The organism is Tamaricihabitans halophyticus (assembly GCF_004340875.1).
In the GTDB taxonomy this organism is placed as follows: Bacteria; Actinomycetota; Actinomycetes; order Mycobacteriales; family Pseudonocardiaceae; genus Tamaricihabitans; species Tamaricihabitans halophyticus.
The window spans coordinates 324,487-338,205 of the sequence record NZ_SLXQ01000005.1; the positions used below are offsets into that span (position 1 = coordinate 324,487).

A 13,719-nucleotide genomic window follows, 5' to 3' on the forward strand; every position below is an offset into this window, starting at 1 on the left:
GCGATCAGCGGGCTAAATGTTGATTTTGACGCGGGTGCTGGTTGCGCGTGGGGGTGCGGGTGAGCTGGGGTGAGAAGGGCCAGTGCGGAGCGGGCCCGACGAAGCGACATCGAGTGGAGTGTCGATGACAACCGAGCGGACGCTGGTCGCCGGCGTTGATTCCTCGACGCAAGCGACCAAGGTCGTCGTCTGCGACGCGCATACCGGCGAGGTGCTGCGCACCGGACGAGCCGATCACCCGGATGCCACCGAGGTTCACCCACAGGTGTGGTGGGAAGCGCTCCGCACCGCGACGGACGGCATCCTCGACGGGGTCGCCGCGATTGGTATCGCCGGTCAGCAACACGGCATGGTGACCGTGGACGAGGCCGGCGAACCAGTACGCCCCGCGCTGCTGTGGAACGACACGCGGTCCGCGGCGGCAGCCACCGGGTTAACCGCAGAGCTGGGCGGCCCCGAGTTCTGGGCGCGCACGATCGGTTCGGTGCCGGTAGCCAGCTTCACGATCAGCAAACTGCGCTGGCTGGCCGAGCACGAGCCAGAGCTCGCCGACCGGGTAGCGCGCGTGATGCTGCCGCACGACTGGTTGACCTGGCGGTTGCTCGGCCAGCCAGGTGAGGCCGTCACCGACCGCGGGGACGCCTCCGGAACCGGATACTTCGATCCGGCAAGCGGGCAGTACCGGCCAGATCTGCTCGCTACGGCGTTCGGTGGACGCACCCCGGCGCTACCCAGGGTGCTCGGTCCGGCGCAGCCGGCCGGCTACACGGAAAGCGGGCTGCTCGTTTCCGCTGGCACCGGAGACAACATGGCTGCCGGGCTCGCGCTCGAACTTGGCCCGGGCGATGTGGTGATCTCACTGGGCACCAGCGGAACCGTATTCGGCGTCGCGGACCGGCCGGCCGCCGATCCGAGCGGAGCCATCGCTGGCTTCGCCGACGCCACCGGGCGGTTCCTTCCGTTGGTGTGCACGCTGAACGCGGCCAGGGTGCTCACCGCGACCGCGGACTTGCTCGGTGTGGACCTCGCCGATATCGACCGGCTCGCGCTGACGGCTGAGCCCGGCGCGGCTGGGCTCAGCATGTTGCCCTATCTGGACGGTGAACGAACTCCGAACCTGCCCACGTCCACCGCCAGCCTGCACGGCATGACCAGGGACAACATGGCACCGGAAAACCTTGCTCGCGCGGCGGTGGAGGGCATGCTCAGCGGGCTGGCGGCGGGCCTGGACGCGCTGCGTGCGCATGATGTTCCGGTCCGCAGCGTGCGACTGATTGGCGGCGCCGCGCAGTCCGCGAGCGTACGCGCGGCCGCGCCAAGCGTGTTCCGGGTTCCGGTACGGATCCCGCCGGCGGCCGAGTACGTAGCGGTGGGCGCTGCTCGACAGGCCGCATGGGCGCTCAGCGGCGCCGAGGCGCCGCCGCGGTGGCAGGGCGCGGAACTCGTCGAGCTACCGGAACCCACCGAGGCGGAGCTCGCGGCAGGGGAATGGCTGCACCAACGGCATATCGCCGAACGAAACCGGATGTACGGAGTGTGATCGTCCGATGCCGAGCTGGCTGGCGGTGCGGCGGGTAGTTTCGCGGCCCACTGTGCAACGATGAATCGTGTTATGCCCATAGCCAGGAACGCAGCAATAGACCAGACGCCGCCGCGCGCCGAGGTCGTCGTGGATCTCGATGCCGTGCGACACAACGTGACCATGCTCGCCGAGCGTGCGGGCGACGCGGAACTGATGGTCGTGGTCAAGGCGGATGGATACGGTCATGGCGCCGTCCAGATAGCCAAGGCCGCGCTGGAAGCCGGCGCCAGCTGGCTCGGCGTGTGCTCGCTGGCCGAAGGCCTACGACTACGTGCCGCGGGTATTCGGGCGCCCATGCTGAGTTGGCTGGACGTGCCAGAAACCGACTTCGCCCCCGCGGTGGCCGCGGGAATCGACATCTCGGTATCCAGCTTGCGAGAACTCCGCGCGGTCCGGGCGGCCTCGGATGACCTCGGCGGCGTTGGCGCGCATGTCCACCTGAAGATCGACACCGGGCTCAGTCGCAATGGTTGCCCGTCTGCTGATTGGCCTGACCTGGTGCGGGCGGCAGCGGCCGCCGAAGCGGGACCACATTTCCACGTCCGCGCGGTGTGGTCACATCTGGCATGTGCGGACGAACCCGGCCATCCCTCCATTGACCAGCAGGCCGAGCGGTTCGCCGCCGCCTACTCGGTGGCCACCGAAGCCGGACTCCGGCCCATGCGGCACCTGGCGAACTCCGCGGCAACCCTGACCCGTGCCGATCTGCGTTTCGACCTGGTGCGCGCCGGAATCGCGGTGTACGGCCTCAATCCGGTACCGCAGCACGAAGATCTCATCCCGGCGATGACCTTCGCCTCCACCGTGGTGCTGACCAAACGTGTCGCTGCCGGGGAGTCGGTCTCCTATGGACATACCTGGACGGCGCCTCGAGACACCACGCTCGCCTTGGTTCCGGTCGGCTATGCGGACGGGGTACCGCGCGGGCTTTCCGGGCACCTGCGGGTACTACTCGGCGGGCGTAGTCGACCGGTCGTCGGCCGGGTGTGTATGGACCAGCTCGTCGTGGACTGCGGCGATGATCCGATCGCGGCCGGTGATCGGGTGGTGCTGTTCGGCACCGGCAAGGAAGGGGAACAGACCGCGACCGAGTGGGCCGACCAGCTTGGCACGATCGACTACGAGATCGTCACCGGTATGTGCCGGCCACGAGTTGCCCGCAGGTATCTCGGCGAGGACGCGTCGTGAGATGGACCAAACGCGCGCTCGGCATCGCCGGCGGCGCTCTCGCCACCGGCGCGGCGGTGGGCGTTTTGGCGCGCGGGGCCAAGAAAGGCCGGGCATCGGATCAGCTGGACGGTGAACCGCTCGGCGAACTAGTACCGGACCGGACCAGTACCGTGGCCGCGGAGGATGGCGCCCCGCTGTATGTGGCCGAAGTGGACCCCGCTGACGGATCGGCTGCTGAGCTGGCCATTGTGTACGTGCACGGTTTCGCGCTTTCCCAGCGTAGCTGGTATTTTCAGCGTCGCGACCTGGCCGCGCTGACCGTGCCGCGAGTACGCCAGGTGTTCTACGACCACCGTAGTCATGGGCGTTCGGCGCGGGCGCCGGCGGAAACGCATACGCTTGAGCAGCTCGGTCGTGACCTCGGTACCGTACTGCGCAGTCTCGCGCCAACTGGCCCAGTTGTCCTTATTGGACACTCGATGGGTGGCATGACGATTATGTCGCTCGCCGAACAGGAACCAGAGCTGTTCGCCGAGCGGATCAGCGGTGTCGCACTGGTGTCCACTGCCGCGGGTGAGGTGGGTGGCAGGGGGCTACCTCGTGGTGTGCTTTCCCGCTATAACCCGGTTACCCGCGGAGTCCGCGGGCTGGCGAGTTGGCAACCCGGCCTTGTCGAACTCGCCCGCGCTGCTGGTGGGCAGTTGACCAGGCCAGCGGTTCGCCGCCTGGCGTTCGGGGATCGAGACGTCAGCCCGCGGTTGGTCGACTTCATGATGGATATGCTGAACGACACCCCAGTTCAAGTGCTCACCGAATTCGTCGACACGCTCGGCGCGCACAACCGGTACGCCGCGCTCGCCGGTCTCAAGTTCGCGGAAACCCAGGTGATCAGCGGGGATGCCGACCTCCTCACCCAGTTCTCGCATGCTGAACGGATCGCGGCCGAGCTGCCCAATGCCGAACTGGTTCGGGTTCGTGGAGCTGGACATATGGCGATGCTTGAGCAGACCGAATTCGTCAACAGCGCGCTGATCGATTTACTACAGCGAGCCAGTGGGCGTACCGATACCCGGAGTTCATCCCGAAGGTGGCTATGGAAGGCACGATAAGCACGATAGTGCTACCGGAGGTCGACGATACTGTCCGCTTAGGACAGATGATCGGCGAACGGCTACGTGCTGGTGATCTGGTGTTGCTCGCCGGGCCGCTCGGTGCGGGCAAGACGGCGCTGGCTCGTGGTATCGGCGCCGGTCTCGGCGTAGGCGGTCGGATCAGTTCGCCGACCTTCGTGCTGGCCAGGGAGCACCCCGCGGGGCCGAGAGGCGTCCCGCTGGTGCATGTGGACGCCTACCGGTTGGGCGGTAGCCTGGCCGAACTGGACGATCTGGACCTGGACTCCGAGCTCACCGAGGCCGCGGTCGTAGTGGAATGGGGCACCGAGAGTGCCAGCCGCCTGTCTAGCGACTACCTCCTCGTCACCCTCGAACGGCGTCCGGATGACCAGCGAGTAGCGACCCTGCAGGGGTACGGTTGCTGGCCGGGCCGGGTCGCCGGCCTGGGTGATGGCCCGGCTGACCAGCGGCGCTGAGCTGGCGCGGCGAGGGCACCCGTACGCTTAGTCGCTGTGCTGGTACTCGCATTGGACACGGCTACCCCGGCGGTGACCGCCGGGGTGGTCACACTGGACGACGAAGGGCCACGATTGCTCGCCGAGCGGGTCACCGTGGACGCCAAAGCGCATGGCGAACTACTCACCCCACATCTGCGGGATGCGCTGGCCGAAGCCGGTGCGGGAATGGGCGATGTGGACGCGATCGTCTGCGGCGTCGGCCCCGGTCCGTTTACCGGACTACGCGCCGGGATGGTTACCGCCGCGGCGTTGGCGGACGCACTGGAGGTGCCCGCATACCCAGTGTGCAGCTTGGACGCGATCGCCGCGGATGTGCCGGGTGAAGCACCGCTGCTGGTGGTCACCGACGCTCGTCGGCGCGAGGTGTACTGGGCCAGTTATCTGGCCGGCAACCGCGTCGAAGGGCCCCGGGTGCAGCGCCCCGCGGAATTGCTCGCCGAGCTCGGGTCGGTGACCAGGGTGGCTGGCGGCGGAGTGTCCCTGTGTGAGTTTCCCGCTGCGGTGGAAGTCGTAGGCACCGCCCAACCGAGCCCGGTCGGGCTGGTCCGCGCGGCGGGTAGCCCGGTGCTGGAGGGTGCCGCGCCCGCGCCGCTGACACCGCTGTATCTGCGCCGCCCGGACGCCGTCGAACCCGGTGCGCGCAAGCGGGTGAGCCAAGCATGACCGTCTCCATTGGACCGTTACGCTATCGCGACGCGCAGCACTGTGCACGGTTGGAACGGCAGCTGTTCGCGGCGGACGATCCGTGGAGCGCTCGCGCCTTCGAGTCCGAATTGGACAGCGGGGCGTATTATCTTGGCGCGTACCATGATGGCGCGCTCGTTGGGTACGGCGGTCTGGCGCTGCTCGGTAAGTCGGGGGACTACGAAGCGGAAGTGCACACCATCGGGGTGGACCCGCGGTGGCAGGGACACGGCGTCGGCAAACTACTGCTGCGGGGCCTGCTTGAACACGCGGATGCGCACGGTGCCACGGTATTTCTCGAAGTGCGTACGGATAACGAGACCGCGATCGGCCTTTACACGGCGCACGGCTTCAGCAAGATCGGCGTACGCCGGCGGTACTACCGGCCGTCCGGCGCGGACGCCTATACGATGAGTCGCCCCGCGGCGGTCGAGGAGGGACCGAAGTGACCGGCAAAGTGGTGCTGGGGATCGAAAGTTCCTGCGACGAAACCGGGGTCGGCCTGGTTCGGGTGGACAACAGCGGCGCGGTGGAGCTACTCGCCGACGAGGTCGCCTCGAGCGTCGAGCTGCATGCGCGCTACGGCGGAGTGGTGCCCGAGGTCGCGAGCAGAGCGCATCTGGAGGCCATGGTGCCGACGATGCACCGCGCGCTGCGTACCGCGGACTTGCGGTTGGCCGATGTCGACGCGATCGCGGTGACCTGCGGGCCAGGGCTTGCCGGAGCGCTGCTCGTCGGCGTGTCGGCGGCGAAGGCGTACGCGGCCGCGCTGGACGTGCCGCTCTATGGCGTGAACCACCTGGCAGGGCACGTCGCGGCGGACACTCTTGAGCATGGGCCGCTGCCCAAACCGTGCCTTGCGCTGCTGGTCTCTGGTGGTCACTCGCAGCTGCTTCGAGTGGACGAGTTGGCAAGCAAGATCACCGAGATCGGTTCGACGATCGACGATGCCGCTGGCGAGGCCTACGACAAGGTCGCGCGGTTGCTCGATCTGCCGTACCCGGGTGGGCCGCCGATCGACAAGGCGGCAAGGGAAGGTGATCCGCGGGCGATCGCCTTCCCGCGTGGCATGACCGGTCCGCGGGACGCGAAGTTCGACTTCTCGTTCTCCGGTTTGAAAACGGCTGTCGCGCGGTGGGTCGAGGCGCGCGAGCGGTCGGGCGAAGCCGTTCCAGTTGCCGATGTAGCCGCGTCGTTTCAGGAGGCCGTAGCCGATGTGCTGACCGCGAAGGCGGTCCGCGCGGCGGAGGAGTTGGGCATTGGCACGCTGGTGATCTCCGGTGGGGTGGCCGCGAACTCGCGGCTGTCCGCGCTCGCCGCCGAGCGGTGCGCGGCTGCCGGTATCCAGCTTCGGGTGCCGCGTCCTCGGCTGTGCACCGACAACGGCGCGATGATCGCGGCCGTCGGCGCACACCTGCTACTGGCCGGCAGCGCGCCGTCCAGCCTCGAGCTATCCGCGAACCCCGCGCTGCCCGTACACACCATCTCCGTCTAGCCGGCCCGCGTTTAGCAGGCTCACCGTTGATTTGAGACGCGTTCAGCGGGCTAACTGGTGATTTTGGGACGCGTTCAGCGGGCTAAATGTGGTTCTGGGTGCGGGGGCCTTCAGGTTGGTGGAAGCCCCCGCACCCGTGCTGATCTTGATCAGGTGTTAGCCGGTAGGACGTTCACGTCGTCCAGTTGCACGTAGGCCAGCCGGTAGCCGAACTGGACGGCGAGGTACTTCGTGTCACCCCGCACGACCACGTTGTCCTCCGTGTCGAAGGTAGTGGCCGCGTAGTACTCGGTGTCGGGCTCGCCGACGAGCGCGTACTGCTGCCCAGCCGGCAGGCTGTACTGCAGCGGCACGATCTCTTCCGGCGTCACGCCCTCGGGGTAGGCCTCGGCCTCGGGGAACGCCCTGCCGTACACCGGCACGCTGTCCGCGCCGTCCTTGGGTGTGACCACCATGCCAGCCGCGGGCTCGGCAGTCGGGGCGTCCTCCGGGTTCTGGAACCAGCCAAGCTGGCCGAGGTACCAGATAGCCGTCCAGTCACCTTGCCGGTCGGCCACCGCGTACTGCTGCCCAGTGGAGACCCTGCTGCCGATATCCGACACCTGCATCGTGCTCGGCGAACCATCCGGCCGCAGCCCGACATCGGTCAGTAGCTCCGAATCCGTGCTCGGCTCGCTGTACAGCACGACGGCGCTCGAGCCACGCGCCGGGCACTTCTCCTCGGGCTTACCTTCCTCGCAACCGACGAACGCCGGCTGGTTCGCCTCGAAATCGGGGTTGATGGTGACCAGGCCGCTTTCGGCGTCCACCGTGGCCTCCTGCGCGCCGAGATTGTCCGCGCCGAGCAGCTCGAAGTAATGCGACCAGTCCCAGTATGGACCCGGATCCCAGTGCATTCCGGCGACGTTGTCCGGAGTCGGGCCAGGCACATTGTCGTGCCCGAGAATATGCGCCCGGTCCAGCGGGACGTCGTACCGATCGGCAAGGTAGCCGACCAGCTTCGCCGACGTGCGATACATCGCCTCGGTGTACCAGGTTCCCTTGGCCGCGTAGCCCTCGTGCTCCAGCCCGATCGACTTCGCGTTCGTGTACCAGTTGCTCGCGTGCCAGGGAACGTCCTTTGTCGGCACGTGTTGCGCGATATGCCCGTCGGCCGATCGCAGGGTGTAGTGCCAGCTCACGTACGTCGGGTCCTGGACAAGATCCAGCGTCGATTCCCAGGGGCCCTCGGTGTCGTGAATGATGATGTAGTCGATGTCCTGGTCGTTCGGCCGGTCAGCCTTGTCGTGGTTGCCGTAGCCGCCATCCGGCAGTTCCTCGTACGGCGCGGGAATCGACTCGCAGGAGATGCCAGAGGGGCACTCCACATCCTCGTTTGTGGACAGTTGCAGATCGAGCCGGTCCAGCTGACGCTTCGCGGGCACGACATCGGAAAGCGCGGTCAGCCGCACCTGCTGGCCGTCATCGGTACGTCGCTGCATGCCCTCGTCGAGCACGGTGAACACTTCATCGGCAAACGCGGCCGCCGCGCCTTGCTCCGGCGAACCGCTGTACTTGGCGACGGCGCCGTACCAATCGGCCGGATCGTCGCCCGCGACGCCGAGCTCTCGCTGGTATTCGGCGAGCAGCGCCGCGCCGCCCCGGATGTTCTGCGCGGGGTCGGCGCGCAACTCGTCCTCGGAGATGCCGGTGAGCTCAGCCGCGCGAGTCAACGTGTGCAGCGCCGGCCGATCCGGCACGGCGACCGGATCGGCGTTCAGGCGCAGCGCCGGGCGAGCCGTATCTCCTCGCGGATCATCCGAGCCGTGATCGTGGTGGTTCGTACCACCGGCACTGTCGATGTCCGTGAGGTGCATCGGGCCATAACCGGCCGTCGTACTCGGCTCGCCCGCGTTACCGTCCCACCGGGACTGCAGATAGGACACTCCGAGCAGGACCTGTTGCGGTACATCGAACTCCTTCGCCGCGTCGGCGAAGGCTCGCTGCCGCTCCTGGTCCCCGGCGCCCGGGTCCTCCGCATAGGCGGAGGCGTTGACGCCGAGCCCCAGCCCGGCCGCGACCAGTACACACGCGACCCGCGTATATCGAGTAGGGATTCTCTTCAATGCGATTCCTTGTACTTAATCAGGTTGGGTTGAGCTTGTGCTCACCATCGTTGACCACGAAGGTCTGCTCCGTGGTCGCTTCGGCCCCTTCGCTGGTGACCGAAGAAAGTACGCGGAAATCAGCTCGCAACTCGCCCTCGGTGAACTTGGTGCGGACATAGCCACGCCGGTTCTTGTAAAACTTGAGGTGCGGATTTGCTTGCATGATCTCGTCATTGGTGTCGTCCCCACCATTTCCGCCACTGGTGACCGAGGTGGTCACCAGCTCCACGCCGAGATTCGGTGAATCCGGGTCGTCGTAATTCTCCTTCAGTTCGCCCGCATAATGCCGGTGCACATCGCCAGTGAAGACCACCCCGTTGCGCACCTTCGAGTTGCCCATGGCGGCAAGTATCGCGTCCTGATCAGACGGGTACCCGTCCCAGCCGTCCATGTGCAACTCGCTTCCGTTTCCCTTGCCACGTTCGCGTTGTGCGAAAAACACTTGCTGGCCAAGCACATCCCAGCGAGCACTCGAGTTGTTGAAACCATCGAGCAACCACTCGCGCTGGTCGGTACCCGTCAAGGTGCGGGACTGATCTTCCCATTCTTCCTTGCAGCTGCCCGAACTGACGTCGTTCCAGCCGTCGTCGCAGGCCTGATCTGAGCGATATTGCCTGGTATCGAGCATATGGAAGGTCGCGAGTCCGCCCCAGCTGTAGCGTCGATACAGCTTCATGTCCTTCCCGGAGGGCTTCGCGCTCGAGCGCAGCGGCATATTCTCGTAATACGCCTGCAGGGCCGCGGTCCTGCGCGCCAAGAAATCCTCGCCCGGCGTTTGTGAACCGTCTTCAGGTATCTCGTCCGCCCAGTTGTTCTCCACCTCGTGGTCGTCGAAAACGACGAGCCACGGGGCGATCGCGTGCGCGGCTTGCAGGTCAAGATCAGTCTTGTACTGGGCGTGCCGCTGCCGGTAGTTCGCCAGTGAGACGGTTTCCGGGCCGAGTACATCGCGAATGTCTTCGCTCTTTCCTTCGTACTCGTACTGGTAGTCGCCGAGATGCAGAATCAGGCCAGGCTGGTCTTCGGCGATCCGCCGGTACGCGGTGAAAAGCCCCTCGCCGTAATGCGCGCAGGAAGCGAAGCACACGGTCAGATCACCCATCGTGCCGGCGGCCGGCGCGGTTCGGGTGCGCCCCACATCCGAATAGTTTCCCTCGGCACGGAACCGGTAGAAATACTCCGTTCCGGGGTCGAGGCCATCGAGTTCCACGTGCACGCTGTGTGCCGAGTCCGGAACGGCATCGACCGTGTTCTTACGCACGATGTTGGCGAACTTTTCGTCGGTGGCCAGTTCCCAATCCACCGGTACGGTTTTGTCCGGCATTCCACCGAGCCCGTCTTCGGCTGTCGGGTTCGGCGCCAGCCGGGTCCACAACACGAAGCCGTCCGGCAACGGATCGCCGGATGCCACGCCGAGGTTGAAGTACGGTCCGAGTTTGGCCGCGCGCCCAGCTCCTCTGGTGGTGGCGGCCCGCGCGATATCCGAGCCACCTAGGCTCGCCGCGCCGAGCGCGGCCGCGCCACCGAGTAAAACCGAGCGTCGGGAAACCGAGTTCGTGGTGGGAAACTGTTCGGGCATGACCCCTCCTGTGTCCTACTTCACTGCGCGACTATCCGGCCAAAGACTGGCCTATCGAGGTGGACATATCAATCTGATCGAGAGAATTTCCGGTTAATTAGTGACCGTTTGAAACAAATCGGAATATTTCCGACTTTTCGGAACTATCGGGCCAGCAGTAGGAATTCGAAAGAGTAAGTCGAGGCGCGGTAGAAGTGGTCGCCGTATTCGACTCCGCGGCCATTCTGATCGTAAGCGGTGCGCTGCATTGTGAGCAGTGCTTCCGCAGTGTGGCCGCCGATTAGCTGGGCATCCTCGGCTGTCGCCGTGCGGGCGCCAATCACTTGCGCGGCCATATGCAGCCGGATTCCGGCGAGGTCGAACAACCGGTAAAGCCCGGTCTGTTCGAGCTGGGGGGTATCGAGTTCGAGTAGGTCAACCGGAATGAAGTTGCGCAGCACCGCGAGCGGTTCACCATCGGCATAGCGGAGTCGCTCCACCGCATATACCTGCTCGCCCTCGCCGATCCCGAGCGCATGGGCCACCACGTCCGGGGCGGGCACCGTGGCCAGCCGGAGCACTCGGCTGGATGGCGTGCGGTGCTCCGCGGTGAGATCGTCGTACAGACTGGTCAGCTCGATCGGTCGGCGCACCTTCGGGTTGGCCACCTGGGTGCCCACGCCACGTTTGCGCACCAACATGCCGCGGTTGACCAGGTACTCGATCGCCCTTCGTACGGTGGGGCGGGACATCCCGAGTCGTTCCGCGAGCGCGATCTCGTTCTCCAGTCGGGCTCCTGCCGGGATCTGCCCGGACTCGATATCTCGCTCAAGCGATTGGGCGATCTGGTAGTAGAGCGGGACTGGGCTGGACCGGTCGACCGTGACGGTGGGTATCGCGGGTTGGCTGGTGGGCATTCCCGGCCACCTCCAGCCCGATCCGGCGACCCGCCGCGCGTGATTTGGTCGAATGTCCTGACAACCGTACCAAACGGTTTGCGGCCGAGCTGTCCTTGTCGCGGGTATCGACGGGTCTGTCAGTTGTCCGAACCGCCCGTGGCATAGGCTTGCGACCTGCGTCGATTGCGGATTAGGGGCACCTCGTTGCGGCGTTAGCACTCGTCTGGGTAGAGTGCTAGTTGAACGGCACCGCACGCCCCGGCACCCGCGACGGCGGGGTGGTAGGAGCCGGAACCGCGAGACCTCGGGTAACCGGGGTTAAGCATGACATTTGGTACCTGCCAACGCTTTCGACGACCCGTGGAGGTCACACCGGTGAGCGTGAACATTAAGCCGCTCGAGGACAAAATCGTTGTCCAGACGAGCGAAGCCGAGGAGACGACGGCTTCTGGTCTCGTCATCCCGGACACCGCGAAGGAGAAGCCCCAGGAGGGCAAGGTCCTGGCCGTAGGCCCGGGCCGGGTAGACGACAAGGGCAACCGCATCCCCGTGGATGTGAGCGCCGGCGACGTCGTTATCTACTCCAAGTACGGCGGCACTGAGGTCAAGTACAACGGTGAGGAGTACTTGATCCTGTCCGCCCGCGACGTGTTGGCCGTCGTCAACTGACGACCCCGCCCGTCCATCAAGCAGCGCCCCGGTGGCCCTCAGGGGCCCCGGGGCGTCTTGCGTTGCAGACCCCGTAGGGAAGGCAGGAAATGCCCAAGGAAATTACCTTCGACGAGGACGCTCGTCGGGCGCTCGAGCGCGGCGTCAACCAGCTCGCCGATGCGGTCAAGGTGACGCTTGGCCCACGCGGCCGGCACGTCGTGCTGGACAAGAAGTTCGGTGGCCCGACGATCACGCTGGACGGCGTGACGGTCGCGCGGGAAATCGAGCTCGAGGACGCCTTCGAGAACCTTGGCGTGCAGCTGGCCAAGGACGTAGCCACCAAGACCAACGATGTCGCTGGTGACGGCACCACCACCGCCACCGTGCTCGCCCAGGCGCTGGTGCGGCACGGCATGCGCAACGTTGCCGCGGGCGCGAACCCGGCTGCGCTCGGTGCCGGTATGCAGGCGGCCGCGGACAAGGTCGTCGAGGTGCTCAAGGCCAAGGCGACTCCGGTGAAGGGCCGGGACAACGTCGCGCAGGTCGGTTCGGTCGTGTCCAGGGAGTCCTCGATTGGCGACCTGCTCGGCGAAGCCATCGAGAAGGTCGGTGAGGACGGTGTGATCACAGTGGAGGAGTCCTCCACGCTGGCCACCGAGCTGGAGATCACCGAGGGTGTGCAGTTCGACAAAGGTTTCGTCTCCGCGCACTTCGCCACCGACCAGGAGGCGCAGGAAGCGGTACTGGAGAACGCCTACGTGCTGCTGCACCGGGAGAAGATCTCCTCGCTGCAGGACCTGCTCCCGGTGCTGGAGAAGGTCGCGGAAAGCGGCAAGCAGCTGCTGATCATCGCCGAGGACGTGGAAGGCGAGGCCCTGTCCACCCTGGTGGTCAACGCACTGCGCAAGACCATCAAGGCCGTCGCGGTGAAGGCGCCGTTCTTCGGTGACCGGCGCAAGGCGTTCCTGGATGACCTGGCCGTGGTCACCGGTGGCCAGGTCGTCGCGGCCGAGGTCGGGCTGAAGCTGTCCGAGGTTGGCCTCGAGGTGCTCGGTTCCGCCCGGCGCATCGTGGTGACCAAGGACGAGACCACCATCATCGACGGTGGCGGCGGCAAGGCCGAGATCGATGGCCGTGCGGAGCAGATTCGCAAGGAGATCGAGACCACCGACTCCGACTGGGACCGCGAGAAGCTGCAGGAGCGGCTGGCCAAGCTTGGTGGCGGCGTCGCCGTCATCAAGGTGGGTGCGGCCACCGAGACCGAGCTCAATGAGCGCAAGCACCGGATCGAGGACGCCGTCGCGGCCACCAAGGCCGCGGTCGAGGAGGGCATCGTGCCCGGCGGTGGCTCGGCGCTGGTGCAGGCGGCCGAGGAGTTGGCCGACGGCCTCGGGCGTTCCGGTGATGAAGCCACCGGTGTGGCTATCGTGCGCGACGCGTTGAACGCGCCGCTGCACTGGATCGCCAGCAACGCTGGCGCCGAGGGCGCGGTCGTGGTGTCCAAGGTGCGTGACCTGGACTGGGGCAGCGGGTTCAACGCGGCCACGCTGTCCTACGGCAACCTCGTCGACGCCGGCGTGGTTGACCCGGTCAAGGTGACCCGCTCCGCGGTGGCCAACGCCGCCTCGATTGCCCGGATGGTGCTCACCACGGAGAGCTCCGTCGTGGACAAGAAGGAAGAAGAAGAGGCCGACGGGGCCGGTCACGGCCACGGTCACGGTCACTGACCAGGCCTTTTTCGTTAGCTACGTGGACCGCGCGACGGGGCAGTACGGCCACCGTGGCGCGGTCCACGTTTGCTGTATCCGCTAGATGGTTAATTCCGTGAGGTCGGTGTTAGTGGTCGTAGGCGGTCAGTGATCGTTTGCTGGTGACGCCCGTGGCCCAGTTGTGCCAGATGCCG

12 protein-coding genes are annotated in these 13,719 nt (G+C 66.3%); 9 read left to right on the forward strand and 3 right to left on the reverse strand.

The genetic code is table 11. The features are described 5' to 3' along the window. The first annotated feature begins 124 nt into the window (after positions 1 to 124). The 7 genes from xylB to tsaD all read left to right on the forward strand — a co-directional run bounded on the left by xylB (position 125) and on the right by tsaD (position 6,561). Complete coding sequence (gene xylB, locus EV191_RS15150) at positions 125 to 1,540, forward strand: xylulokinase (protein ID WP_132877680.1); 1,416 nt, start codon at positions 125 to 127, stop codon at positions 1,538 to 1,540. A 72-nt stretch (positions 1,541 to 1,612) separates the two neighbouring features. Beyond that, entirely contained in the window at positions 1,613 to 2,770 is a 1,158-nt protein-coding gene (gene alr / locus EV191_RS15155) for an alanine racemase (RefSeq protein ID WP_132877723.1), read from the forward strand. Beyond that, the gene (locus EV191_RS15160) at positions 2,767 to 3,861 is read left to right on the forward strand and encodes an alpha/beta fold hydrolase (RefSeq protein WP_132877681.1); all 1,095 of its coding nucleotides are present in this window, start codon (positions 2,767 to 2,769) and stop codon (positions 3,859 to 3,861) included. Before alr ends, EV191_RS15160 begins: the two co-directional genes overlap by 4 nt. Next, complete coding sequence (gene tsaE, locus EV191_RS15165) at positions 3,846 to 4,340, forward strand: tRNA (adenosine(37)-N6)-threonylcarbamoyltransferase complex ATPase subunit type 1 TsaE (RefSeq protein WP_132877682.1); 495 nt, start codon at positions 3,846 to 3,848, stop codon at positions 4,338 to 4,340. The genes EV191_RS15160 and tsaE overlap by 16 nt, the downstream gene beginning before the upstream one ends. Positions 4,341 to 4,376: 36 nt before the next feature. Further along, entirely contained in the window at positions 4,377 to 5,045 is a 669-nt protein-coding gene (tsaB, locus tag EV191_RS15170) for a tRNA (adenosine(37)-N6)-threonylcarbamoyltransferase complex dimerization subunit type 1 TsaB (protein ID WP_132877683.1), read from the forward strand. Then, a complete protein-coding gene (rimI, locus tag EV191_RS15175) occupies positions 5,042 to 5,515 on the forward strand; it encodes a ribosomal protein S18-alanine N-acetyltransferase (protein WP_132877684.1) in 474 nt (157 codons plus the stop codon). The genes tsaB and rimI overlap by 4 nt, the downstream gene beginning before the upstream one ends. Further along, positions 5,512 to 6,561 (forward strand): tRNA (adenosine(37)-N6)-threonylcarbamoyltransferase complex transferase subunit TsaD, encoded by a 1,050-nt coding sequence (gene tsaD / locus EV191_RS15180; protein ID WP_132877685.1) that lies wholly within the window; start codon positions 5,512 to 5,514, stop codon positions 6,559 to 6,561. Before rimI ends, tsaD begins: the two co-directional genes overlap by 4 nt. Before the next feature lie 149 nt (positions 6,562 to 6,710). Here tsaD and EV191_RS15185 read toward each other — a convergent pair whose 3' ends face one another. From EV191_RS15185 to EV191_RS15195, 3 genes are all read right to left on the reverse strand, one after another. Then, on the reverse strand, positions 6,711 to 8,666 hold the full coding sequence (locus tag EV191_RS15185; protein ID WP_424565461.1) for an N-acetylmuramoyl-L-alanine amidase: 1,956 nt from the start codon (positions 8,664 to 8,666) through the stop codon (positions 6,711 to 6,713). A 19-nt stretch (positions 8,667 to 8,685) separates the two neighbouring features. Then, positions 8,686 to 10,287 (reverse strand): alkaline phosphatase D family protein, encoded by a 1,602-nt coding sequence (locus EV191_RS15190; RefSeq protein ID WP_132877686.1) that lies wholly within the window; start codon positions 10,285 to 10,287, stop codon positions 8,686 to 8,688. 143 nt (positions 10,288 to 10,430) lie between these two features. Then, positions 10,431 to 11,183: a GntR family transcriptional regulator gene (locus tag EV191_RS15195; RefSeq protein WP_132877687.1), complete on the reverse strand. Its 753-nt coding sequence runs from the start codon at positions 11,181 to 11,183 to the stop codon at positions 10,431 to 10,433. Between the two features lie 357 nt (positions 11,184 to 11,540). Here EV191_RS15195 and groES point away from each other — a divergent pair, with 357 nt between their 5' ends. Continuing rightward, entirely contained in the window at positions 11,541 to 11,834 is a 294-nt protein-coding gene (gene groES / locus EV191_RS15200) for a co-chaperone GroES (protein WP_132877688.1), read from the forward strand. 89 nt (positions 11,835 to 11,923) lie between these two features. Further along, a complete protein-coding gene (groL, locus tag EV191_RS15205; protein ID WP_132877689.1) occupies positions 11,924 to 13,543 on the forward strand; it encodes a chaperonin GroEL in 1,620 nt (539 codons plus the stop codon). Positions 13,544 to 13,719 lie beyond the last annotated feature (176 nt).

What these genes read in the sequence shown, in the direction of transcription:
- rimI (WP_132877684.1), top strand. Translation starts at nt 5,042, where the DNA reads ATGACCGTCTCCATTGGACCGTTACGCTATCGCGACGCGCAGCACTGT.
- alr (WP_132877723.1), top strand. Translation starts at nt 1,613, where the DNA reads ATGCCCATAGCCAGGAACGCAGCAATAGACCAGACGCCGCCGCGCGCC.
- groL (WP_132877689.1), top strand. Translation starts at nt 11,924, where the DNA reads ATGCCCAAGGAAATTACCTTCGACGAGGACGCTCGTCGGGCGCTCGAG.
- EV191_RS15195 (WP_132877687.1), bottom strand. Translation starts at nt 11,183, where the DNA reads ATGCCCACCAGCCAACCCGCGATACCCACCGTCACGGTCGACCGGTCC.
- EV191_RS15190 (WP_132877686.1), bottom strand. Translation starts at nt 10,287, where the DNA reads ATGCCCGAACAGTTTCCCACCACGAACTCGGTTTCCCGACGCTCGGTT.
- tsaE (WP_132877682.1), top strand. Translation starts at nt 3,846, where the DNA reads ATGGAAGGCACGATAAGCACGATAGTGCTACCGGAGGTCGACGATACT.
- xylB (WP_132877680.1), top strand. Translation starts at nt 125, where the DNA reads ATGACAACCGAGCGGACGCTGGTCGCCGGCGTTGATTCCTCGACGCAA.